Annotated in this window: 23 protein-coding genes; 13 read left to right on the forward strand and 10 right to left on the reverse strand. The window is 63.8% G+C overall.

Annotation, left to right across the window (positions count from 1 at the left end; genetic code table 11):
* Positions 1 to 2: 2 nt before the first annotated feature.
* The 4 genes from urtD to urtA form a co-directional block, all read right to left on the reverse strand.
* Positions 3 to 764 carry an urea ABC transporter ATP-binding protein UrtD gene (urtD, locus tag ABIC09_RS20125; RefSeq protein WP_354110317.1) on the reverse strand — a complete coding sequence of 254 codons (762 nt, stop codon included), beginning with the start codon at positions 762 to 764 and terminating at the stop codon, positions 3 to 5.
* Complete coding sequence (urtC, locus tag ABIC09_RS20130; protein ID WP_354110318.1) at positions 761 to 1939, reverse strand: urea ABC transporter permease subunit UrtC; 1179 nt, start codon at positions 1937 to 1939, stop codon at positions 761 to 763. Before urtC ends, urtD begins: the two co-directional genes overlap by 4 nt.
* Entirely contained in the window at positions 1936 to 3546 is a 1611-nt protein-coding gene (urtB, locus tag ABIC09_RS20135) for an urea ABC transporter permease subunit UrtB (protein ID WP_354110319.1), read from the reverse strand. Before urtB ends, urtC begins: the two co-directional genes overlap by 4 nt.
* A gap of 82 nt (positions 3547 to 3628) precedes the next feature.
* A complete protein-coding gene (gene urtA, locus ABIC09_RS20140) occupies positions 3629 to 4951 on the reverse strand; it encodes an urea ABC transporter substrate-binding protein (RefSeq protein ID WP_148755273.1) in 1323 nt (440 codons plus the stop codon).
* A 503-nt stretch (positions 4952 to 5454) separates the two neighbouring features.
* Between urtA and ABIC09_RS20145 the strand changes: the two genes are divergently transcribed.
* The 3 genes from ABIC09_RS20145 (at position 5455) to ABIC09_RS20155 (ending at position 7800) form a co-directional block, all read left to right on the forward strand.
* The gene (locus tag ABIC09_RS20145; RefSeq protein WP_148755274.1) at positions 5455 to 7008 is read left to right on the forward strand and encodes a DEAD/DEAH box helicase; all 1554 of its coding nucleotides are present in this window, start codon (positions 5455 to 5457) and stop codon (positions 7006 to 7008) included.
* Between the two features lie 23 nt (positions 7009 to 7031).
* Positions 7032 to 7319 (forward strand): translation initiation factor IF-1, encoded by a 288-nt coding sequence (gene infA / locus ABIC09_RS20150; protein ID WP_148755275.1) that lies wholly within the window; start codon positions 7032 to 7034, stop codon positions 7317 to 7319.
* 268 nt (positions 7320 to 7587) lie between these two features.
* Positions 7588 to 7800, forward strand: coding sequence for a cold-shock protein (locus ABIC09_RS20155; RefSeq protein WP_148755276.1), 213 nt, complete (start codon positions 7588 to 7590; stop codon positions 7798 to 7800).
* 92 nt (positions 7801 to 7892) lie between these two features.
* Here ABIC09_RS20155 and ABIC09_RS20160 read toward each other — a convergent pair whose 3' ends face one another.
* From ABIC09_RS20160 to ABIC09_RS20175, 4 genes are all read right to left on the reverse strand, one after another.
* A complete protein-coding gene (locus ABIC09_RS20160) occupies positions 7893 to 8255 on the reverse strand; it encodes a hypothetical protein (protein ID WP_246230331.1) in 363 nt (120 codons plus the stop codon).
* On the reverse strand, positions 8219 to 8713 hold the full coding sequence (locus tag ABIC09_RS20165; RefSeq protein WP_354110320.1) for a TadE/TadG family type IV pilus assembly protein: 495 nt from the start codon (positions 8711 to 8713) through the stop codon (positions 8219 to 8221). Before ABIC09_RS20165 ends, ABIC09_RS20160 begins: the two co-directional genes overlap by 37 nt.
* Before the next feature lie 63 nt (positions 8714 to 8776).
* A complete protein-coding gene (locus ABIC09_RS20170; RefSeq protein ID WP_148755278.1) occupies positions 8777 to 9274 on the reverse strand; it encodes a pilus assembly protein N-terminal domain-containing protein in 498 nt (165 codons plus the stop codon).
* A 159-nt stretch (positions 9275 to 9433) separates the two neighbouring features.
* Positions 9434 to 10261 (reverse strand): sterol desaturase family protein, encoded by an 828-nt coding sequence (locus ABIC09_RS20175; protein WP_148755347.1) that lies wholly within the window; start codon positions 10259 to 10261, stop codon positions 9434 to 9436.
* Between the two features lie 256 nt (positions 10262 to 10517).
* On the opposite strand from ABIC09_RS20175, the gene ABIC09_RS20180 reads away from it, so the two are divergent.
* The 10 genes from ABIC09_RS20180 (at position 10518) to ABIC09_RS20225 (ending at position 19440) form a co-directional block, all read left to right on the forward strand.
* Positions 10518 to 10682 carry a Flp family type IVb pilin gene (locus ABIC09_RS20180; protein WP_008131913.1) on the forward strand — a complete coding sequence of 55 codons (165 nt, stop codon included), beginning with the start codon at positions 10518 to 10520 and terminating at the stop codon, positions 10680 to 10682.
* A 76-nt stretch (positions 10683 to 10758) separates the two neighbouring features.
* Entirely contained in the window at positions 10759 to 10899 is a 141-nt protein-coding gene (locus ABIC09_RS20185; protein WP_354032564.1) for a hypothetical protein, read from the forward strand.
* Positions 10900 to 11024: 125 nt separating this feature from the next.
* Positions 11025 to 11549 (forward strand): A24 family peptidase, encoded by a 525-nt coding sequence (locus ABIC09_RS20190; protein ID WP_148755279.1) that lies wholly within the window; start codon positions 11025 to 11027, stop codon positions 11547 to 11549.
* Between the two features lie 127 nt (positions 11550 to 11676).
* A complete protein-coding gene (gene cpaB / locus ABIC09_RS20195; protein ID WP_187435325.1) occupies positions 11677 to 12474 on the forward strand; it encodes a Flp pilus assembly protein CpaB in 798 nt (265 codons plus the stop codon).
* Between the two features lie 11 nt (positions 12475 to 12485).
* A complete protein-coding gene (locus ABIC09_RS20200; protein ID WP_187435326.1) occupies positions 12486 to 13961 on the forward strand; it encodes a type II and III secretion system protein family protein in 1476 nt (491 codons plus the stop codon).
* 20 nt (positions 13962 to 13981) lie between these two features.
* Positions 13982 to 14716 carry a CpaD family pilus assembly protein gene (locus ABIC09_RS20205; protein ID WP_354110321.1) on the forward strand — a complete coding sequence of 245 codons (735 nt, stop codon included), beginning with the start codon at positions 13982 to 13984 and terminating at the stop codon, positions 14714 to 14716.
* On the forward strand, positions 14713 to 15978 hold the full coding sequence (locus tag ABIC09_RS20210; protein WP_148755283.1) for a CpaE/TadZ family protein: 1266 nt from the start codon (positions 14713 to 14715) through the stop codon (positions 15976 to 15978). Before ABIC09_RS20205 ends, ABIC09_RS20210 begins: the two co-directional genes overlap by 4 nt.
* A gap of 20 nt (positions 15979 to 15998) precedes the next feature.
* The gene (locus tag ABIC09_RS20215) at positions 15999 to 17462 is read left to right on the forward strand and encodes a TadA family conjugal transfer-associated ATPase (protein ID WP_148755284.1); all 1464 of its coding nucleotides are present in this window, start codon (positions 15999 to 16001) and stop codon (positions 17460 to 17462) included.
* Positions 17463 to 17478: 16 nt separating this feature from the next.
* A complete protein-coding gene (locus ABIC09_RS20220) occupies positions 17479 to 18456 on the forward strand; it encodes a type II secretion system F family protein (RefSeq protein ID WP_148755285.1) in 978 nt (325 codons plus the stop codon).
* A gap of 9 nt (positions 18457 to 18465) precedes the next feature.
* On the forward strand, positions 18466 to 19440 hold the full coding sequence (locus ABIC09_RS20225; protein ID WP_148755286.1) for a type II secretion system F family protein: 975 nt from the start codon (positions 18466 to 18468) through the stop codon (positions 19438 to 19440).
* A 63-nt stretch (positions 19441 to 19503) separates the two neighbouring features.
* Here ABIC09_RS20225 and ABIC09_RS20230 read toward each other — a convergent pair whose 3' ends face one another.
* Positions 19504 to 20316, reverse strand: a complete 813-nt coding sequence (locus ABIC09_RS20230; RefSeq protein WP_354110322.1) for a tetratricopeptide repeat protein — start codon at positions 20314 to 20316, stop codon at positions 19504 to 19506.
* 71 nt (positions 20317 to 20387) lie between these two features.
* The gene (locus tag ABIC09_RS20235) at positions 20388 to 21896 is read right to left on the reverse strand and encodes a metallophosphoesterase family protein (RefSeq protein WP_354110323.1); all 1509 of its coding nucleotides are present in this window, start codon (positions 21894 to 21896) and stop codon (positions 20388 to 20390) included.
* Between the last annotated feature and the right edge of the window lie 68 nt (positions 21897 to 21964).

Below are 21964 nucleotides of genomic sequence, written 5' to 3' on the forward strand. Positions count from 1 at the left end.
GCTCAGCGTCCCAGATAGACTTCGATGACCCGCTCGTTCGACGAGACCTGGTCGATGGTTCCTTCAGCGAGCACCGTACCTTCATGCAGGCAGGTGACCTTGACCCCGAGCTCGCGCACGAACGTCATGTCGTGCTCGACCACCATAACGGTGTGGGTCTTGTTGATCTCTTTCAGCAGCTCGGCGGTGAGATGCGTCTCGACGTCGGTCATCCCAGCGACGGGCTCGTCGACGAGGAGCAGCTTAGGGTCCTGCGCCAGCAGCATGCCGATCTCGAGCCATTGCTTCTGGCCGTGGCTGAGGCTGCCGGCGAGGCGGTTGCGGGCGTCGGTGAGACGGATCGTCTCCAGCACCTTGTCGATACGCTCCGACTCCGCCCTGCTGCCGCGCCAGAACAGCGTGCCTTTGACACTGTGATCGACATTGAGCGCCAGCAGGAGATTGTCCTGCACGGTCTGGCTTTCGAACACCGTTGGCTTCTGGAACTTGCGGCCGATGCCGAGCTCGGCGATGCGGGTTTCGTCCAGCCGCGTCAGGTCGGTGACGCCGTCGAACAGCACGGTACCCTCGTCAGGCTTGGTCTTGCCGGTGATGATGTCCATCATGGTGGTCTTGCCGGCGCCGTTCGGACCGATGATGGCGCGCATCTCGCCGGGCGCGAGCGTCAGCGACAGGTTGTTGATGGCGTGGAAGCCGTCGAACGAGACGTGCACGCCGTCGAGATAGAGAATCGCGGAGGTCGCGCGGGTATCCATGACGTTCATGACCGCTTCTCCGCCATCGTCGGTTCGGTGACGCCGTCCTCGGCCGCAGCACTTGCGGTGGCCGCAGCCGGGCGCCTCTCTTTCGACGCTTCCCGCCATGCATTGAAGGTGCCGACGATGCCCTTCGGCAGCAACAGCGTCACCAGGATGAACAGCGCACCCAGCATGAACAGCCAGTAGGGTGCCAGCACGCCGGAGGTGAAGAAGGTCTTGGCATAGTTGACAACAATGGCGCCGAGCGCGGCGCCGACCAGCGTGCCGCGGCCGCCGACCGCGACCCAGATCACCGCCTCGATCGAATTGCCCGGTGCGAATTCGCTTGGGTTGATGATGCCGACCTGCGGCACATAAAGCGCACCGGCGACGCCGGCCATGCAGGCCGACAGCGTGAACACGAACAGCTTGTAGGATTCGACCCGGTAGCCAAGGAAGCGGCTGCGCGATTCCGCATCGCGGATCGCAATCAGGACCTTACCGAGCTTGGAGGACACGACCGCGCGGCAGATCAGGAAGCTGACGATCAGGCCGAGGCAGCTCAGCATGAACAGGGCGCCGCGGGTGCCTTCGGCCTGCACGTTGAAGCCGAGGATATCCTTGAAGTCGGTCATGCCGTTGTTGCCGCCGAAGCCGAAATCGTTGCGGAAGAAGGCGAGCAGCAGCGCATAGGTCATGGCCTGCGTGATGATCGACAGATACACGCCGGTGATGCGGGAGCGGAAGGCGAGCCAGCCGAAGCAGAAGGCGAGCAGGCCCGGCACGAACAGCACCATCAGCGCCGCGAACCAGAACATGTCGAAGCCGTGCCAGTACCACGGCAATTTCGAATAGTTCAGGAACACCATGAAATCAGGCAGGATCGGATTGCCGTAGACGCCGCGGGTGCCGATCTGCCGCATCAGGTACATGCCCATGGCGTAGCCGCCGAGCGCGAAGAAGGCGCCGTGGCCGAGCGAGAGGATGCCGCAATAGCCCCAGATCAGGTCGATCGACAGCGCGAGGATAGCGTAGCAGACATATTTGCCCCAGAGCGCGACCAGATAGGTCGGCACCTGCAGGAACGAGCCCGCCGGCAGCAGCAGGTTGGAGAGCGGGATGAGGATGCCGCAAGCGGCGACGACGGCGAGAAAGATCGCCGCGCCGCGGTCCAGTGATCGCGTCAGCATGTGAGAGGTCATGCTTCCACCGCACGGCCCTTGAGCGCGAACAGGCCGCGCGGCCGCTTTTGAATGAACAGGATGATCAGAACCAGGATCGCGATCTTGCCAAGCACGGCGCCCGCGACCGGCTCCAGGAACTTGTTGGCGATGCCGAGCGTGAAGGCGCCGACCAGCGTGCCCCAGAGATTGCCGACCCCGCCGAACACCACGACCATAAAGCTGTCGATGATGTAGCTCTGGCCAAGATTGGGGCTGACATTATCGATCTGCGACAGTGCCACGCCGGCGATGCCGGCAATGCCCGAGCCGAGCCCGAAGGTCAGCGCGTCGACACGCGAGGTGGCGATGCCCATCGAAGCCGCCATGCGGCGGTTCTGCGTCACCGCGCGCATCTCGAGGCCAAGTGCGGTGTAACGCAGCATCGCGAGCAGGATCATGAACACGGCCAGCGTGAAGACGAGGATCCAGAGCCGGTTATAGGTGATGGTGATCTGGCCGAGATCGAACGCGCCGCTCATCCAGGAGGGGTTGCCGACCTCGCGGTTGGTAGGGCCGAACATGGTGCGCACTGCCTGCTGCAGAACCAGCGACAGGCCCCAGGTCGCAAGCAACGTTTCTAGCGGCCGGCCATAGAGGAAGCGGATGATGCTGCGCTCGATCACCACGCCGATGGCGCCGGCAACGAGGAAGGCGAGCGGCACGGCGATCAGCAGCGAATAGTCAAACAGCGCGGGATAGCGGGTGCGGATCACCTCCTGCACCACGAAAGTGGTGTAGGCCCCGATCATCACCATCTCGCCATGGGCCATGTTGATGACGCCCATCACGCCGAAGGTGATGGCGAGCCCGATCGCGGCGAGCAGCAGCACCGAACCGAGCGACAGCCCGTACCAGGCATTCTGCACCGTGGACCAGACCGCGAGCGAGCTCTGGATCGAGCCGATGGCGCTCGCCGCAGCCTTCGCGACGGAGGCCGGCTGGTCGGTGCCGATGTCGGACAGCAGCGCCAGCGCTTCCTGATCACCGCGCGCCTTGATAGTGGCGACGGCCTCGAGCTTCTGCACTTCGGTGGCGTCGGACTTGAACAGCAGGATCGCCGCGCGTGCTTCACCGAGCGCGGTCTTGACCGATCTGTTGGTTTCCTTGGCGAGCGCGCCTTCGACAGGATCGAGCGCCGTCTCCTCATGCGATTTGTAGACGGATTGCGCGGCCTGGAGCCGCGCGCCGAGATCGGGCGACTGCAGCGTCAGGCTGCCGAGCGCAGCATCGACGCTGCGGCGCAGGCGGTTATTGAGGCGGACGGCGCTTGCGCTATCGGGCACGCTGGCCACGGGCTCGCCGGTCGCGGCGTCAATCGACTTGCCGTCGGTGCCGGTGACGTAAACCTTCTTGCTGTCCGGGTCAGCCATGAGACGGCCGTCCTGGAGCGCGCTGATGATGGGAAAGGCAAGCTTGTTGCCGCTGCTTGCGACCACACCGATCGCTTCGTCCGTATCGGAATAATCGTCGTTGGCGAATTTTGCGACCGCATCCTCGAACGGACCGGCAAAGGCCGGCAGTGCGAACGCGATCAGGAATAGCGAGAGGAGAAAGGTGCAGAGACGAGCGGATAAATTGGTTGGCACTGTGGATCACCCCGGCAGAAGTGGGGAGAAGGCGGCGGAATGGCCGTCTTCTCCCATTGTGCAGTCGAACGTCAGATCCGGATCAGGAGCCGGAGCCGAGGCACTTGTTGGTCTTGGTGTTGAAGTTGCCGCACTTCTTGCCGACCCAGTCGCCGATCAGGTCCTTGGAGCCGTCGAGCTCCTTCGACCAGGCGTCGCCCGCGACGAGACCCGGGGTCTTCCAGACCACGTCGAACTGGCCGTTGCCCTTGATCTCGCCGATGAACACCGGCTTGGTGATGTGGTGGTTCGGCAGCATCTTCGAGGTGCCACCGGTCAGGTTCGCCGCCTCGATGCCTGGAAGCGCATCGATCACCTTGTCCGGATCGGTCGACTTCACCTTCTCGACCGCCTTGATCCACATGTTGAAGCCGATCACGTGGGCTTCCATCGGATCGTTGGTCGTGCGCTTCGGGTTCTTGGTGTAAGCCTGCCAGTCCTTGATGAACTTCTCGTTCGCCGGAGTCTTGATCGACTCGAAGTAGTTCCAGGCGGCGAGATGGCCGACCAGCGGCTTGGTATCGATGCCGGCGAGCTCTTCCTCACCCACCGAGAACGCGACCACCGGGATGTCCTTCGCCTTGACGCCCTGGTTGCCGAGCTCCTTGTAGAAGGGGACGTTGGCGTCGCCGTTGATGGTCGAGACCACCGCCGTCTTCTTGCCGGCCGAACCGAACTTCTTGATGTCGGCCACGATCGTCTGCCAGTCGGAGTGACCGAACGGCGTGTAGTTGATCATGATGTCTTCCTGGGCGACACCCTTGGACTTCAGGTAGGCTTCCAGGATCTTGTTGGTGGTGCGCGGATAGACGTAGTCGGTGCCCGCGAGCACCCAGCGCTTCACCTTCTCGTCCTTCATCAGATAGTCGACGGCCGGGATCGCCTGCTGGTTCGGCGCCGCACCGGTGTAGAACACGTTACGCTCGGACTCTTCGCCCTCGTACTGCACGGGGTAGAACAGGATGTTGTTGAGCTCCTTGAACACCGGCAGCACCGACTTGCGCGACACCGAGGTCCAGCAGCCGAACACGACCGAGACCTTATCCTTGGTGATCAGCTCGCGCGCCTTTTCGGCGAACAGCGGCCAATTCGAGGCGGGGTCGACGACGACGGCCTCGAGCTTCTTGCCGAGCACGCCGCCCTTCTTGTTCTGCTCGTCGATCAGGAAAAGGATGGTGTCCTTCAGCGTGGTTTCGCTGATGGCCATGGTGCCGGAGAGGGAGTGCAGGACGCCGACCTTGATGGTGTCGTCCGCGGCCTTGGCACCGGAAATGGACGCCAGACCGAGCATCAGTCCGGCGGTCGCGGCGAGAACGCCGCGGCGGCTAAATGACGCCGCTATATCGTGAATGGGTTTGGTAGGCATGGATGTATCATCTCCCTGACGCAGACGTGAAAAACGCTGCGAAACGGCCCCACGGCCGCCTGCGATTAACGGAATCGCAAGAACCATGCCATGGGGTGGGCACTTGCCAAGTGTTTGGTCAGTCTAGACAATTTCGTCGCAATCAAACTTTCGCCGTAGTGCATCTGCCTAAAGTTTTGGCGACGTAAATGTATGCTTATGCGGCAGTCAGTTTATTTTTTAAGCAAAATTCCGCAGATGGCTAAAATTCCGGCATAACTATTTTTGCACTGCAATCGACGTCAGGTGAACGTCTGCCTTGAAACCGCCCCGTCGATGTTCCATATGAGGTGGAGATCGCTTGCGAATCGAGCGGTCGTTGCGAGCCGCGTGTTCTTAAGCCCTCTACGGGCGTCTGGCTTGCCCCATATCTCCCAAGCCATCCGACACCCCAAACACGCAGGTGTCTTCTCGACACCCCTTTGCGCGTGCCCCGCTGATTAGGCCGGGCGCCCGCTTTTGACATGAAAAGAGCCCCTCTTTTGACTTCCTTTCAGGACTTCGGCCTCGCCGAACCCATCGCACGTGCGCTCGCCGAAGAGAATTACGTCACCCCCACCCCCATCCAGGCCCAGACCATCCCCACGGCGCTGACCGGCCGCGACGTCGTCGGCATCGCCCAGACCGGCACCGGCAAGACCGCCGCTTTTGCGCTGCCGATCCTGCACCGCCTGCTCGAGAACCGCATCAAGCCGCAGCCCAAGACGGCGCGCGTGCTGGTGCTGTCGCCCACCCGCGAGCTTTCGGGACAGATCCTCGATAGCTTCAACGCCTATGGCCGCCACATCCGCCTGTCCTCGACGCTCGCCATCGGCGGCGTGCCGATGGGCCGTCAGGTCCGCTCCTTGATGCAGGGCGTCGAGGTTCTGGTCGCCACCCCCGGCCGCCTGCTCGACCTCGTGCAGAGCAACGGGCTGAAGCTTGGCAGCGTCGAATTCCTCGTGCTCGACGAGGCCGACCGCATGCTCGACATGGGCTTCATCAACGACATCCGCAAGATCGTCGCGAAGCTGCCGATCAAGCGGCAGACGCTGTTCTTCTCGGCCACCATGCCGAAGGACATCGCCGAGCTCGCCGACGCGATGCTGCGGGACCCCGCCCGCGTTGCCGTCACCCCGGTGTCTTCGACGGCGGAGCGGATCAACCAGCGCATCATCCAGGTCGACTTTTCGGCCAAGCCCGCCGTCCTGACCAAGCTCCTGAAGAATGAGCCGGTCAACCGCGCGCTGGTTTTCACCCGTACCAAGCACGGCGCCGACAAGGTTGTGAAGACGCTCGAGAGGGCCGGCATTGCCGCCAGCGCCATCCACGGCAACAAGTCGCAGAACCATCGCGAGCGGACGCTGGCGCAGTTCCGCTCGGGCGAAATCCGCACCCTGGTCGCCACCGACATTGCCGCCCGCGGCATCGATGTCGACGGCATCACTCACGTCATCAATTTCGACATCCCGAATGTACCGGAGACCTATGTCCACCGCATCGGCCGCACCGCGCGCGCGGGCGCCGAGGGCACCGCGATCTCGCTGGTCGCCGGCGGCGAGGAGCTCGGCTATCTCCGCGACATCGAGCGGCTGATCAAGGTGGCGCTGCCGCGGGAAGATAACCGCACGGACGCCGGCCGCAACGATGCAGGCCCGCCTCCTTCACAGCAACGGCAGGGCCGGCCGGGCCGCCCGGGCCAGCGCCCGCAAGGCGCAAGGCAAGGTGACGGACGCCGCGCTGATGAGAGGCGTCCTGAAGGACGGCATAACGCCGGCAAGCAGGGCGACGGAAGGCCCGGCGAAGGTCGGCATGGTGATAGCAGGCATGTTGACGGACGGCCTGGTGGCGGCCAGAAGGTCTCGAAGGGTGCTCGCCGTCGCCCGGCCGGTGGCAAGCCGCATTCTTCGTCAAACGACCGACCGGAGCAGCGTTCTTCGCATAGCGCCGGCAAGCCCGATGGGATACAAGGCGTGGCCTTTTTGCGCCGCGACAGTCGGCCGATGGGCCAACCGACCCGCAAACCCTATTCGCACTAGCCGTCCACGACCTGGAGAAATTCATGGCTAAGGAAGAGCTGATCCAGTTCGAAGGACTGGTCACCGAAATCCTCCCCGACGCGCGCTATCGCGTGCAGCTCGATGCCGGGCACGAGATCGTTGCCTACACCGCCGGCAAGATGAAGAAGAACCGCATCAAGACGCTGGCGGGAGACCGCGTGACGGTGGAGATGTCGCCCTATGACCTCGAAAAGGGCCGGCTGATTTTCCGTCACAAGGACGAACGTCCCAGTGGGGCGGGTGGACCTCCGCGTCCCGGACAGCGCGGTGGCCAGTTCCGCCGCCGCTGATCCGCTTCAGGCACGCCAGTGCGGAAGTAAAATTCTGACCTGTATGCTGGTCCGCCGCTCACATTGCGGCGGATCAAAAAATCGTGCGCGTCAGGATTGTTTTGGCGCCTTATTTCCAATAAAATCCGTTAATCGATTTTCGGCCGGACGACATTGGCATCCACCGGTACAGCCGGTTCAGACACGCTGACGACCCTTCCAGAAATTCGATCTAACCTGCCTGCGCAAGCGGGCTCTTACATTGTGTATCTGAGAAGGAACTACCCCCGTGAGCATGGGAACCGTGAAGTGGTTTAACGCAACCAAGGGCTTCGGCTTCATTCAGCCCGACGAAGGCGGACAGGACGTGTTTGTCCACATCAGCGCCGTCGAGCGCGCCGGCCTCGGCTCGTTGCGCGAAGGCCAGAAGATCTCCTACGAGATCGTCGCCGATCGCCGGTCCGGCAAGTCGGCTGCCGACAACCTCCGCGACGCAGGCTGATCTCCAGCGCAAGCGCACCGAATAGCGAAAAAGGCCGTGCGGGATGCACGGCCTTTTTTATGCGCTATCGACGATCTCGCCGGCCATCCGGCTCAGCACGACGTCGGAACGCCACCATAGGCAACGCAGGTGACTTGCCGCGGCCGCGTATAGGAGACATCGCTCAGCGTGACGCCCGACTTCAGGACGTATTTGACGGGAGCCGTGTAGATGTAGCTCACCTGGCTGAAGATGAGATAGGTCGACGGAATCAGGAGCGTCGACGGAATCATCGATGTGACCGTGGTATTGGCCGCCAGTGTCGGCGGCGGAGCTGTCAGACTGGCCTGCGTCGCACCGGTCGCAATGACGGCGGACTTGCTCCATTGAATCTTGGCGATGCTGTTTGCGTCGATATAGACCTGAGCAATCGTGCCGTTCACGAGCGTGTTGTCGTACGGCGTGATGATCGACATGCTCGCCGTGAACGTGTTCTGGAGATGGGGTTGTATCCGGTCGTGGTGGGATCGAAGTTGCAGGCAGTGTAGTTGCCGAGCGTGACCGACGAGAAGTCCGAATAACTCTGGACGTCGACGCTGAGACTGTTGCAGTCGAACAACGCCGGAATCTGCTTACAGACGTAGCTCTTGAATGTAGCCTGGGTGCACGGTGTGCTCACACTGTTGACCGCATAGCTCGCCACCGAGCCGGACTGCGCCTGGCCCGTGAGGACCACGCGGGCGGAGTCCTGCGTGATGGTCTCGAGCACCCGGCTCGCGAAGAACATCAGCGCCGTCTCGATGATCGCGAACAACAGTGCGAAGAACATCGGCGCGACCAGCGCGAACTCGACCGCGGCGGAGCCGCAGCGATTGCCGCGAAACCGGCGCAGCGCAGTCCGGAGCGTGAACCTCGAAGGTGCAGGCGATGGCATCGCGTGAAATTCGGCAGCGATCTCTGCCCCGGGACCGCCCGTCGGGCCCCTCGGCTGATCTCGCTAGTTCGTCTTGGCAGCCGCGGCGCCGTTGCCGCTGGCACTGCTGCTCAGCGTCCCGGCCTGATTCATCGTGGTGCTGAAGTAATTGTCGCTGTCGCCGAGCGTGACGCGGCGCTGGCAGATCGGCAGGCAGCTATAGGACTCCCGCTCGATCCCGCGATAGACAGTCACGAGCCGGTCGCTCGGGCCTTCGACCTGGATCTGCCGATCGACCAGAATCTCGCCGCCGCGGTCGAGCGCGATAAAGTTGGTGGCGCCGTAACCCTTACCGGTCACGACGATCATCCCGCCGGGCTGCAGCGTCACGTCGGCGATCAGGGGATTCCCGACCACGATCGTTGCCACCCTGCCGGGCAGCCGCACGAGCTTGGCCTGGTCGACATTGACCGCGATGGTATCGGCGGTGGGCTCGGCAAGGCCAACGGCCGGCGAAGCCAGCACGGCAGCCGCAGCCAGAAGACAGATGCGCGCATGACGGCGTAGGAACTCTTTACGCATACTCTTACCCCGGGACGTCACAAACCGGCAGAATCGATCAAAAAGCGGAGCCGGCGCCCGACCCGGTTAACCTGCCTGTAATTCGTGAACGTTCCGCAAACTCGGCAGGTATTGTTTGAATGGACTGGCGTTTCTGTCGCCCCGGCGCCGGACGCAATCCTATTGGCGGAACGGATAAGCAAGCTGGCCGCCGATTTCCTTCGGCATCGTTGCTTCATCCTTGCCGTAATCCTGCGGCAGCTCGCCCTTCGGCATGCGGAAGGTCCCGAACAGCACGTCCCAGATCGGGAAGGTGCCCGCAAAATTGGTGTCGCCGCCCTCCTCGAGCGAGGTGTGGTGCCAGCGGTGGAACACCGGCGTCGCCAGCGCATATCTGAATGGCCCGAAGCTCCAGTTCAGATTGGCGTGCACGAAGGCCGAATGGAAGGTCGTGAACGGGCCGACCCAGATCATCACGTTCGGCGAAATGCCGGCCATCAGCAGCACGACGTCGACGCCGATGGTGCCGAGCATCAGATTGACCGGGTGGAAGCGGGCCGCCGAGATCCAGCTGATCTCCTCGGAGGAGTGATGGATCGCATGATATTTCCAGAACCCGCCGCCGTGAAACAGCCGGTGCAGCCAGTACAGCATGAAGTCGGCCAGGACCAGGAACAGCACGCCCTGCACCCAGAGCGGCAACTGCGACAGCGGGCCGTGGCCGTTGTCGTAGAAGGCGATCAGCTCGTCGGCGTCGTGGATGTTGAAGACGACGCCGGCGGTGACGATCAGGAGTCCGATCCGCATGGTGCGGGCGAACACCGGAACGAAGAACCAGTAGCAGATGTCCGTCACGATCTCGCGCTTGCGCCACCACGACGGACCCGCATTGCAGGCCCAGAAATATTCAAGCACGGTGAAAACCACCGCGAGCATGAGAGTGACCGGGATCACCTTCTCGATGGTCTCGCCGAGCATCAGGGCGACTTGCATGGGTAGGCTCGACATCATCGCTTCTGCTCCAGTCCGCTGACCTCTCTTAGGCCTACTCCGCGAAATTTAAGGGAGAATGAAGTTGATGGCGCGTTCGGAACCGGAACGAATTGCAACCGCCGCCTTAAGGCGAAATTCACTCTGGCCAAAAGCACCGCGTGAGGCACGGGTTTGACCGATCGAATTAACTCTACCGAAAGAGCTCGGCTCACATTCTCGTCGCGTCAAGACAGCGCCGATCGAGGCGACCTCACCAGATGGAGTTTAGTTCATGAAGAACCTGATTGCGCGTTTCGCGAAGGATGAATCCGGCGCCACCGCCATCGAATACGGTCTGATCGCCGCCGGCATCGCGCTGGCCATCATCACCGTCGTCAACAACCTCGGCACCACGCTGAACGCCAAGTTCGGCTCGATCAGCTCCTCGCTGAAGTAAGCCGACCGGCAGACGATGGCAAAAGCCCCGGACCTCCGGGGCCTTTGTTTTTCGGACAGTGCGAGTTCCAGTGGCGTTGCGTAAGCACAGAACCGATGCCGCGGTTGCGGCGAACGAGGCGGACACGGCGCGAGGCGACGCCTCGGCCTATTGGGTCTGCCTTGCGCTGCTGCTCGCCATGGTCACGCTCGCGATGCGCATCGCCAGCATGTGGTGAGCCTTTTGGCGCCGGATGACCGGCCCCGAAGCTGCTGCGATCGTTGTCGGTTTGTTTAGCACTGCCCCCTAGCATGCGCCGACGCCCCGATCCGGGCGACGGACCCAGGCCTCAAGACGCAGCCCATGATCCTCGACCTTGCGCGCCTTATGCTCTTCCCGGCCTTGATGGCGTTCGCAGCCGCCAGCGATCTCTTCACCATGACAATCTCGAACCGCGTCTCGCTGGCGCTGGTGGCAGGCTTCTTCGTGCTCGCCTTTGCCGGTGGCATGGCACCTTACGAGATGCTGAGCCATATCGGCGCCGGCGCGCTGCTCCTCGTCGCGGCGTTCACTTGCTTTGCGATGGGCTGGATGGGCGGCGGCGACGCCAAGGTCGCAGCTACCGTGGCGCTCTGGTTCGGCTTCGCCCAATTGATGGACTTCCTGCTCTACGCCTCGCTGTTCGGCGGCGCGCTGACCCTGCTCCTGCTCCAGCTCCGGCAATGGCCGTTGCCTTACGGGCTTGCCGGCCAGGCCTGGCTGGCGCGGCTCCACGACAAGCAGACCGGCATTCCCTACGGCATCGCGCTCGCACTTGGCGCACTGATGGTCTACCCCGAGACCGAATGGGTGAAAGCGATCGACCTCGCTCACCTCGCACTGCGCTGAACGCCCAGGATACACCCGGCGTTAAGGCGATTTAGATACGCCTCATTAACCATGCTTTGACGAATAGCTGGTCAACTGCCGATTACGGCGGCGGCAGCGTCGCGGCGTACTGTGGAAAGTGAAGCGTATGAATAGGGCACGCATAGTCGTCCTGACGGTCGCCATCTGCGCCGGCGGCATCGCCGCGTATCTGGCGAGCGGCTCGGACTCTGCGCCGCCTCCAGCGGCTCCGGTCGCGCAGCTTCCCACCACCGACGTCCTGGTCGCCAAGAACGACATCGGCCTCGGGCAGACCGTGAAGCCAGACGACGTGCAGTGGCAGACCTGGCCGACCGCGACAGCCAGCGCCGCCTTCATCCGCCGCAGCGAGCGCCCCGACGGCGCGACCCAGGTCACCGGCTCGATTGCGCGCGCCCCCTTCATCCAGGGTGAGCCGATCCGCGACCAGAAGCTGGTCAAGGCCGATGGGTCCGGCTTCATGGCTGCGATCCTGCCGAGCGGCATGCGCGCCATCTCCACCGAAATCTCGCCGGAGACCGGCGCGGGCGGCTTCATCCTGCCGAACGATCGCGTCGATGTGCTGCTGACGCGCCGCCTCAAGAACCCGGACCAGAGCTCCGGCGCCCAGGATGTCGTCACGTCCGAGGTCATTCTGGTCAATGTCCGCGTGCTCGCCATCGACCAGGCGCCGAAGGAGAAGGACGGCCAGAACGCGGTGGTCGGCAAGACCGTGACGCTGGAACTCAATTCCGCACAAACCCAGCAGCTTTCCTCGTCCCGCCAGGCTGGAACGCTGTCGCTGGCGCTGCGCAGCATTGCCGACGTCAAGATGAGCGAGATCACGCTCGATGAATCCGCGCAGAAGCGCGATGGCGTTTCGATCATCCGCTACGGCATTCCAAGCCAGGCGGCGAAGGCACGATGAGGACAGTCGATATGAGATGCAGGGCAGATCTGGCGACGATGCGGACCTCGATGGTTCGCGCCCTGTCGTTCTCGGCCGCTCTCGCGCTGACGCTCAACCCCGCGCTGACGCCCGTGATCGCCGCAGATTACCGTCCCGTGGCGCCGGTTGCAGCCGACGGCCAGATGAATGCGCGCTTCCTCTCGCTCGGCATCGGCAAGTCGATCGTGATCGACCTGCCGCGAGACATCAAGGATGTGCTGGTTGCCGATCCCAAGATCGCCAACGCGGTGGTCCGCTCGTCCCAGCGCGCCTACATCATCGGCGCCTCGGTCGGCCAGACCAACATCGTGTTCTTCGATTCCGCCGGCCAGCAGATCGCCGCCTATGACATCGCGGTCAAGCGCGACCTCAACGGCGTGCGTGCGGCGCTGAAGCAGATCCTGCCCAATTCCGACATCCAGATCGACGGTCTCGGCGACGGCGTCGTCCTGACCGGGACTGCGGCCAACCCACTCGAAGCGCAGCAGGCCAACGATCTCGCCGCACGCCTTGCCGGCGGCCCCGAGAAGGTGGTGAATTCGATCGTGGTCCGCGGCCGCGACCAGGTGATGCTGAAGGTGACCGTCGCGGAAGTCGCGCGCACCGTCATCAAGCAACTCGGCATCGACCTCACGGCGAACCTGAACTACGGCACCTCGGTGGTGAGCTTCAGCAACTCCAACCCGTTCACGGCGCTTGGCAAGAATCTCGTAGACGGCAACGCTCTGACCACCAAGTTCGGCGCGACACCGTCGGTGCAGGCAACCCTGCGCGCGATGGAAACCGCAGGCGTGATCCGGACGCTGGCCGAGCCGAACCTGACCGCTATCTCGGGTGAATCGGCGACCTTCATCGCCGGCGGCGAATTCCCGGTGCCGGCTGGTTATGCCTGCGACCCCACCACGCATGTCTGCACCACCCAGATCAGCTTCAAGAAGTTCGGCATCTCGCTCAACTTCACCCCCATTGTGCTGACCGAGGGCAAGATCAGCCTGCACGTGATGACCGAGGTCTCGGAACTGTCGAATGAAAATGCGATCACGCTGTCGCAGGCCGTGACCTCGACTTCGGTCAACTCGCTGACGGTGCCGTCGATCAAGACCCGCCGTGCCGAGACCTCGCTGGAAATTCCCTCCGGCGGCGCGATGGCGATGGCCGGCCTGATCCAGCAGCAGACCAAGCAGGCGATCAGCGGATTGCCGGGGCTGATGCAGCTCCCGATCCTCGGCACCCTGTTCCGCAGCCGCGACTTCGTCAACAACACGACCGAGCTGGTCGTGATCGTGACGCCCTATGTCGTCCGCGCGGCGGCGCCAAAGGACCTGTCGCGGCCGGATGACGGCTTCGCGGCGCCCGCGGATCCGCAGGCTGAACTGATCGGCAACATCAATCGCATCTATGGCGTGCCGGGCCGGACCGAGCCGGCAAAGAACTACCGCGGCACCTACGGCTTCATCACGGACTGATGGCGGAACGGGGACATAGTATGATCACAACACGACCCCAGACCCGCTACCGCGCCGCCGGCCTCGGTGGCGTGCTTGTCGGTATCGCGCTCGCGCTCGGCGGCTGCCAGCACGACGAGGTCGCCACCGCTTCCATTCCCGACGATTACAAGCAGCGTCATCCGATCGCGATCGAGGAACAGAACCGTTCGATCGTCGTGTTCGTCGGTCACGCCCGCGGCGGCCTGACCGCAGCCCAGCGCGCCGACGTGATGGGCCTGGCCTCGACCTGGATGCACGAGGGCACCGGTGCCATCCACATCGATGTGCCGTCCGGAACGCCGAATGCGCGCCCGGTGGCGGAATCGATGCGCGAGATTCAGGCGATGCTGGCAGCGGCGGGCGTTCCCCCGCGCGGCATCATCGCCCGTCCCTACCAGCCGGAAGACAAGCGCTTCCTGCCGCCCATCCGGCTGACCTATTCCAAGATCGCCGCGGTCGCGGGCCCCTGCGGCCTGTGGCCGGAGGATCTCGGCCCCTCGATGAAGAACAAGAGCTGGTTCGAGAACAAGGACTACTACAATTACGGCTGCGCCTATCAGCGCAACATTGCGGCCATGGTCGACAATCCATCGGACCTCGAGCAGCCGCGGTCCGAAACTCCGGCCTACACCCCGCGCCGCACTGCCGCCTTCGAGAAGTATCGCAAGGGAACTCCGACGGCGGTTGCCTATCCCGAGGCTGATAAGGCCAAACTCAGCGACACCGGCAAATGATCAACTACGCGCGCCAGACTCAAGAAGAGCAGCCGGAGACCCCTGCGCCGTTCGAGGAGCATATTGCGCCCGCGCCGCGCGTCTCGGTCCAGGCCTTCTGCGAAACCGTGGAAACTGCTGCAGCCGTGCAATCGGCGGGCGAGGATCGCCGTCTCGGCAAGGCCCATCTGAAGATACAGATGGGCGGCATGGCGGCTGCGATCGAAGCCTATCGCTCCGCACCAACGCCGAACGTGATCGTGCTCGAGAGCGACGCCCGCAACGATTTGCTGGCCGGGCTCGACCAGCTTGCCACCGTCTGCGACGCCGGTACCCGGGTGGTCGTGATCGGCCGCATCAACGACGTCATGCTCTATCGCGAGCTGGTGCGCCGCGGAGTCAGCGACTACGTGCTCGCGCCGGTTAGTGCGATCGACGTCGTCCGCTCGATCTGCAACTTGTTCTCCGCGCCGGAAGCCAAGGCGGTCGGCCGCATCATTGCCGTGGTCGGCGCCAAGGGCGGCGTCGGCGCCTCCACCATCTCCCACAACGTCGCCTGGGCAATCGCGCGGGATCTCGCGATGGACGCCGTGGTGGCCGATCTCGACCTCGCCTTCGGCACCGCCGGGCTCGACTACAACCAGGACCCGCCGCAGGGCATCGCGGATGCCGTGTTCTCGCCCGATCGCGTCGACACGGCCTTCATCGACCGCCTGCTGTCGAAATGCACCGACCACCTCAGCCTGCTGGCGGCGCCGGCGACGCTCGACCGGGTCTATGATTTCGGCACCGACGCCTTCGACGCGGTGTTCGACACGCTGCGCGCGACCATGCCCTGCATCGTGCTCGACATCCCGCATCAATGGTCGGGCTGGACCAAGCGCGCTTTAATCGGCGCCGACGACATCCTGATCGTGGCGGCGCCGGACCTCGCCAACCTGCGCAACGCCAAAAACCTGTTCGATCTGCTGAAGGCCGCGCGTCCCAACGACCGCCCGCCGCTATACTGCCTGAACCAGGTCGGCATTCCCAAGCGGCCGGAGATCGCGGCGGGCGAATTCGCCAAGGCGATCGAGAGCCAGCCGGTCGTCTCGATCCCGTTCGAGCCTCAGATCTTCGGGGCGGCCGCCAACAACGGCCAGATGATCGCGGAGATCTCCGCCAACCACAAGTCGATCGAGATGTTCCTCCAGATCGCCCAGCGCCTGACCGGCCGCAGCGAGACGAAGAAACAAAAGTCGTCCTTGCTTTCACCGCTGATTGAGAAGTTGCGGCGAAAATAGGCGCCCCATGGAGTTGTTAAGTGTTCGGTAAGCGTAGCGGAACAGACACCGACCTTCGGGCTCCCAAGCCCGGCGCCGTGTCGCCAGAGCCTGCCTCGGCTCCGGCGCCGACGGTGTCGCGCGCGCCGCCCCCGCCGGCCGTCGCCTCCCCGCCGCTCGCCCCTTCCCGGCCTGCGCCGGCCATGGAGAGCCGCCGCTCGGACAATTATTACGAGGTTAAGGCGACCATCTTCGGCGCGTTGATCGAGGCCATCGACCTCGCTCAGCTCGCCAAGCTCGATTCCGAGTCCGCGCGCGAGGAAATCCGCGACATCGTCAACGAGATTATCGCGATCAAGAACATCGTGATGTCGATCGCCGAGCAGGAAGAGCTGCTCGATGATATCTGCAACGACGTGCTCGGCTATGGCCCGCTCGAGCCGCTTCTGGCGCGCGACGACATCGCCGACATCATGGTGAACGGGGCCGGCACGGTCTTCATCGAAGTCAGCGGCAAGATCCAGAAAACCGGCATCCGCTTCCGCGACAACCAGCAACTCCTCAATATCTGCCAACGCATCGTCAGCCAGGTCGGACGGCGCGTCGACGAATCCTCGCCGATCTGCGACGCGCGCCTCGCCGACGGCTCCCGCGTCAACGCCATCGTGCCGCCACTCGCGATCGACGGCCCCGCGCTCACCATTCGTAAGTTCAAAAAGGACAAGCTGACGCTGGATCAGCTGGTCAAGTTCGGCGCGATCTCGCCGGAAGGCGCGGAAATCCTCCAGATCATCGGACGTGTCCGCTGCAACGTGCTGATCTCCGGCGGTACCGGCTCGGGCAAGACCACGCTGCTCAACTGTCTGACCAACTACATCGAGCACGACGAGCGCGTCATCACTTGCGAAGACGCCGCCGAACTTCAGCTCCAGCAGCCTCACGTGGTGCGGCTCGAAACCCGGCCGCCCAACATCGAGGGCGAAGGCCAGGTCACCATGCGCGAGCTGGTGCGCAACTGTCTGCGTATGCGTCCCGAACGCATCATCGTCGGCGAAGTCCGCGGCCCGGAGGCCTTCGACCTCCTCCAGGCCATGAACACCGGCCATGACGGCTCGATGGGAACGCTGCACGCCAACAATCCGCGCGAAGCGCTGTCACGCTGCGAATCCATGATCACGATGGGCGGCTTCTCCCTGCCCTCGCGCACCATTCGCGAGATGATCTGCGCCTCGATCGACGTCATCGTCCAGGCCGCGCGCCTGCGCGACGGTTCGCGCCGCATCACCCACATCACCGAGGTGATGGGCATGGAAGGCGATACCATCATTACGCAGGACATCTTCCTCTACGACCTGGTCGGCGAGGACGCCAACGGCAAGATCATCGGCAAGCACCGCTCGACCGGCATCGGCCGCCCGAAATTCTGGGAACGCGCCCGCTATTACGGCGAAGAGAAACGCCTTGCCGCTGCCCTAGACGCCGCGGAATCGGCGCCAACGACGTGAGCGGGTCAACGCAGCCATGAACATGCAAGTCCTCGCCCTCGCCTTTCTCGCCACCGCCGCGGTCGGCGGCATCGCTTGGGTCTTCCTCTATCCGCTGCTGTCAGGCGAACGGAAGGCCGAGAGCCGCCGGGCCTCGATCGGGCGCGCCGACGTGCCCGCGGCCAAGCAGGCTGAAAAGAGCCAGCGCTCGCGCCGCGAGCAAGTCGAGACTTCGCTCAAGGATCTCGAGGCGAGGCGGGCACAGGAAAAGAGCGTCCCGCTCCACATCCGCCTGTCGCAGGCGGGGCTCGACTGGACGCCGAAGAAATTCTGGATCGCATCCGCCGTCGTGGCGGGCGTGTTTTTCTTCGGCGCGCTGTTCGGTGGCGGCGGCCTGATCGGCGCAGTCGGTCTTGCCTTTGCCGGCGGCTTCGGCCTGCCGCGCTGGGCGCTGGGCTTCCTGAAGAAGCGCCGCGAAAACCAGTTCCTGAAGGCGCTGCCCGATGCCGTCGACGTCATCGTCCGCGGCATCAAGGCGGGCCTGCCGCTGTTCGAATCCATCAAGGTCGTGGCGGCCGACGCGCCGGAGCCGCTGCGCAGCGAGTTCCTGGCCATCATCGAGACGCAGGCGATCGGCATGCCGCTCGGCGAGGCCTGCTCGCGCCTCTACGACCGCATGCCGCTGCCGGAAGCCAACTTCTTCGGCATCGTCATCTCGATCCAGCAGAAGTCGGGCGGCAACCTCTCCGAAGCGCTGGGCAACCTCTCCAAGGTGCTGCGCGACCGCAAGAAGATGAAGGAAAAGATCCAGGCGATGTCGATGGAGGCCAAGGCCTCGGCCGGCATCATCGGCTCGTTGCCGCCGATCGTGATGCTCCTCGTCTATCTCTCCACGCCCGGCTACATCTCGCTGCTGTGGACCCATCCCACCGGCCAGCTCATGCTGGTCGGCTGCGTCGTCTGGATGTCGATTGGCATCATGGTGATGAAGAAGATGATCAACTTCGATTTCTGATGGTGCCGTATGGTCGATTTACTCGTCACAAAGCTGCACGACGTTCACTTCATGACCATGCTGCTGGCGGCCATCGCCGCCAGCGCCACCGTGTATACGCTGGTGATGCCGCTGTTCGCCGGTGAAGGCCTCTCCAAGCGCATGAAGGCGGTGGCAAGCGAGCGCGAGCGGATCCGGCAGCGCGAGCGCGAACGCCTCAACAAGAGCGAGAAGGTCTCGCTGCGCCAGACGCCAAAGCAACTCGTCTCCAGGGTCGTCGAGGACTTCAACCTCACCAAATGGCTGGCGCAGGAAGCGGCGCGCGACAAGCTCATCATGGCGGGCTATCGCGGCCAGGCGCCTTACATCACATTCCTGTTCGCCCGCATGGTGGCTCCGCTCGTGCTGTTCGTCGGCTCGGTCGTCTACGTGTTCCTGATCGCGCATATGGAGAAGTCGGTCCCGATCAAGATCGGCATGTGCGTCGGCGCGGCCTATGCCGGCCTCCAGGCGCCGATGCTGTTCCTCAAGAACGCGATCTCTAAACGCCAGCTCTCGATCAAGCGCGCCTTTCCCGATGCGCTCGACCTGCTGCTGATCTGCATCGAATCCGGCATGTCGGTGGAAATGGCGTTCCGCAAGGTCGCGACCGAAATCGTCGGCCAGTCGATCGCGCTGTCGGAGGAGTTCACGCTGACCACGGCCGAGTTGTCCTATTTGCAGGACCGCAAGGTGGCGTACGAAAACCTGGCGAAGCGCACCGGGCTCGAGGGCGTCAAATCGGTGTGTCTGGCACTCCAGCAGGCGGAACGCTACGGCACCCCGCTCGGCCAATCCCTGCGCGTCATGGCGCAGGAAAACCGCGACATGCGCATGAACGAAGCCGAGAAGAAGGCCGCCGCGCTGCCGCCAAAGCTGACGGTGCCGATGATCCTGTTCTTCCTGCCGGTGCTGTTCGTCGTCATTCTCGGACCGACCGGCATCAAGATCTCCGAGCTGCACTGACGCCGGAGATTGCGGACCGCACGCGGTCCGCAGCCAATTTCAGGATCGGAAGATCGGGTCTGATCAGTCGGACTGGCTGAGCGAAGCAACCGGCGTCCGCTTCGACGCACCGCGCGGGCCATCGTTGCGGTTCAGCATTTCCTTGAGATACGCGACGTTGGCCGCGGCCTGGTCCGGCGGCAGGTCCGCCTTCACGATGGTCTCGGCCTCGGCGAAACGGCCCTGGAGGCCGACCACCAGGCCGAGATTCTGCCGCACCCTGGAGCTCGCACGCGGTGAAGCGTAGGCCTGCCGCAGCGCCTCTTCCGCCTTGGGCAGGTCTCTCGACAACATGTAGGACAGGCCGAGATTGGAGAGCACACCGGGATCGCCCGGCGCAATCTTCAGCGCGCTCGCATAATAAGCACGCGCCTCGTCGTGACGGCCCATCTGATCGAGCGCGGTGCCCTGCACCGACAGCAGGCGCCAGTCCGGATTGTCGGGCGAATGCGCCTTGGACAGCACGTCGAAGGCCTGCTGGAAATTGCCGTTGTCGGCGAGCGCGCGGCCGTATTGGGCAAGCAGCTGCTTGTTGCCGGGATTGGCGATGGTCGCCTGTTCGAGCACCGCGGCGGCTTGGGCGCGTTGGCCGTTGGCACGCAGGGCCTGGCCATAGGCCAGCGCCACATCGGGATCCTTGGGGTTGGCGCGGTAGCGCTCGCTATAGGTCTCGATGGCGCGCGCCGGATCGGCCGGGGCGGCTTCCGCCTTCGGGCCGATCGAGCCGGTCACATCGGAGAGTTTTGACATTGCCGTGCAGCCGCCGAGGCTCGCTGCCGCCAGCGCGATCAGCGAGGCGGAGGCAAGAAGCCGGGCGGGACGGAACCGTTGACGCATGACGCTTTGACTCTCGAGCCGATTGATCGAGCCGAACGCGCCAGCAATAGAGTGTTAACCCTAATGGCCGGTTAACGCGGAAGACCACCGCCTCGTGGCGGCATCTCACTGCCAAGGCCCATATCGAGGTCGAGCAGCTTCATCTGGTCGTTCAGGTCCCGCAGCAATTGCAGCCGCTGGCGCGTCCTCCCCTCGATGTCGGCAGCCTCGCGCGGCAACGTCGGCCACCGGCGCGAGAGGTCGTCACGATTGACCAGGCGGTCGGCGCGGAGCTCGTCGAGCGCGGCGCGATCGATGCCGAGCGTGTCGGCAGATTGTCCGATCAACTGACGGAGCAGCCCCTTCACTTCGGCCAGCGCCGCGAGGTCGGTCCTCTGTACCGACTTCGCGAACCTGCCAGAGAGATCCGCCCACGCATGGGAGGTGACGAGATAGGTGTAGAGAATGTCAACCCAGTTCTGCCCGCCGTCATCGTAGAAGGCGCGGCGCGACAGCAGTCGACGCGCAAGTGCCAGGACCTGATCCCGCTTCAACGATGCGCATGAGGCGATCTCGATCACCGATTGGACCGCAGGATCCCGGGACAGATCTCGTCCCACAGCAAGCCTGACGACACCATCCGGCAAATTCGAATCGAGCGGCCTGAAGGCGCCGTCATCGCGCGGCCGCGAATATCGGGCGATTGCGAAGCGGTGCTCGGGCCGCTCGGCGTCGGACGCCGCACCAAAATGGATGATGTTGAAGCCGGCGTCGTCGCCGCCCTGCCCGGTGGAGGACGGGCAGGAGAGCACATAGATCGTGCGCCAGAAATCCTCGCCGCCGCTCCGGGGCGCACGCGGGTCGGGAATCGAATAGCGGGTGAGCCCCTCGACATGCCGGTGCCCGTGCAGGACCAGACTGACGTTGAGCGAGGTCGCCGCTTCGAGAAAGGTTGCGGGCGCGGCGAGATACATCAGCGGTTCGTCCGGAACGCCGAGAAACCGCTTGCCCTCGCCGGTTGCCTGCGGCAGCGGATGGTGATGCAACGCCAGCACACGCACCAGATTTTCCGCGGGCTCGGAATAATCGGCGCGTCCGGCCGAGCCGATGCTGCCGGCGAGCTCGACGCTCAGCCGGGCCGATTGCGCGACTATCGCATGATAAGCCTGCTCATCGATGTTGCCGCCGACAAGCGTCGTCAGGTTTGCCCTGTTGGAGTCGAGCAGCACCAAATCGAGACCGGCCTGGCGATAATAGACGCTCTTCGAGGTGCGCGGCAGGTGCAGATAGTCGTAGGCGTCGTGCCGGCCGCCGCGCTGACTGGGAGGCTTGGCGTCGTGATTGCCGGCAACCGCCTGGATGTCGGTGAACAGGCCGGTCCGCCGGAACGACGCGATGACCGCGAGCGCTTCGTCGAGCGCACGCGGTGTCGGGTCGTTCACGAGATCGCCTGTGATCAGCAGGATGCGGTCGGGCACATCCGAAAACTCCGCCATCCGCTCGCGCAGCGCCCCGGCAAGGGCCTCGATCGTCGCAAGCAGCCGGCCTGACCCGTCCAGATGCAGGTCGGATATCTGCGCAATAACAAACGATCTATCCATGTTGCGCCGCTCATTGCGAATGCTGCGTCGCCCAAACGATTGAGAGAAATGCCTTCGACGAAGAGTTC

Source organism: Bradyrhizobium sp. S3.12.5 (genome assembly GCF_040548225.1).
GTDB classification, from domain to species: Bacteria; Pseudomonadota; Alphaproteobacteria; order Rhizobiales; family Xanthobacteraceae; genus Bradyrhizobium; species Bradyrhizobium cytisi.

Excerpts from the sequence above, each read along its gene's own strand:
- urtD (WP_354110317.1), bottom strand. The coding sequence starts at position 764 with ATGAACGTCATGGATACCCGCGCGACCTCCGCGATTCTCTATCTCGAC.
- urtC (WP_354110318.1), bottom strand. The coding sequence starts at position 1,939 with ATGACCTCTCACATGCTGACGCGATCACTGGACCGCGGCGCGGCGATC.
- urtA (WP_148755273.1), bottom strand. The coding sequence starts at position 4,951 with ATGCCTACCAAACCCATTCACGATATAGCGGCGTCATTTAGCCGCCGC.
- ABIC09_RS20145 (WP_148755274.1), top strand. The coding sequence starts at position 5,455 with ATGAAAAGAGCCCCTCTTTTGACTTCCTTTCAGGACTTCGGCCTCGCC.
- infA (WP_148755275.1), top strand. The coding sequence starts at position 7,032 with ATGGCTAAGGAAGAGCTGATCCAGTTCGAAGGACTGGTCACCGAAATC.
- ABIC09_RS20160 (WP_246230331.1), bottom strand. The coding sequence starts at position 8,255 with ATGTCGATCATCACGCCGTACGACAACACGCTCGTGAACGGCACGATT.
- ABIC09_RS20165 (WP_354110320.1), bottom strand. The coding sequence starts at position 8,713 with ATGCCATCGCCTGCACCTTCGAGGTTCACGCTCCGGACTGCGCTGCGC.
- ABIC09_RS20170 (WP_148755278.1), bottom strand. The coding sequence starts at position 9,274 with ATGCGTAAAGAGTTCCTACGCCGTCATGCGCGCATCTGTCTTCTGGCT.
- ABIC09_RS20175 (WP_148755347.1), bottom strand. The coding sequence starts at position 10,261 with ATGTCGAGCCTACCCATGCAAGTCGCCCTGATGCTCGGCGAGACCATC.
- ABIC09_RS20180 (WP_008131913.1), top strand. The coding sequence starts at position 10,518 with ATGAAGAACCTGATTGCGCGTTTCGCGAAGGATGAATCCGGCGCCACC.
- ABIC09_RS20190 (WP_148755279.1), top strand. The coding sequence starts at position 11,025 with ATGATCCTCGACCTTGCGCGCCTTATGCTCTTCCCGGCCTTGATGGCG.
- cpaB (WP_187435325.1), top strand. The coding sequence starts at position 11,677 with ATGAATAGGGCACGCATAGTCGTCCTGACGGTCGCCATCTGCGCCGGC.
- ABIC09_RS20200 (WP_187435326.1), top strand. The coding sequence starts at position 12,486 with ATGAGATGCAGGGCAGATCTGGCGACGATGCGGACCTCGATGGTTCGC.
- ABIC09_RS20205 (WP_354110321.1), top strand. The coding sequence starts at position 13,982 with ATGATCACAACACGACCCCAGACCCGCTACCGCGCCGCCGGCCTCGGT.
- ABIC09_RS20210 (WP_148755283.1), top strand. The coding sequence starts at position 14,713 with ATGATCAACTACGCGCGCCAGACTCAAGAAGAGCAGCCGGAGACCCCT.
- ABIC09_RS20220 (WP_148755285.1), top strand. The coding sequence starts at position 17,479 with ATGAACATGCAAGTCCTCGCCCTCGCCTTTCTCGCCACCGCCGCGGTC.
- ABIC09_RS20225 (WP_148755286.1), top strand. The coding sequence starts at position 18,466 with ATGGTCGATTTACTCGTCACAAAGCTGCACGACGTTCACTTCATGACC.
- ABIC09_RS20230 (WP_354110322.1), bottom strand. The coding sequence starts at position 20,316 with ATGCGTCAACGGTTCCGTCCCGCCCGGCTTCTTGCCTCCGCCTCGCTG.
- ABIC09_RS20235 (WP_354110323.1), bottom strand. The coding sequence starts at position 21,896 with ATGGATAGATCGTTTGTTATTGCGCAGATATCCGACCTGCATCTGGAC.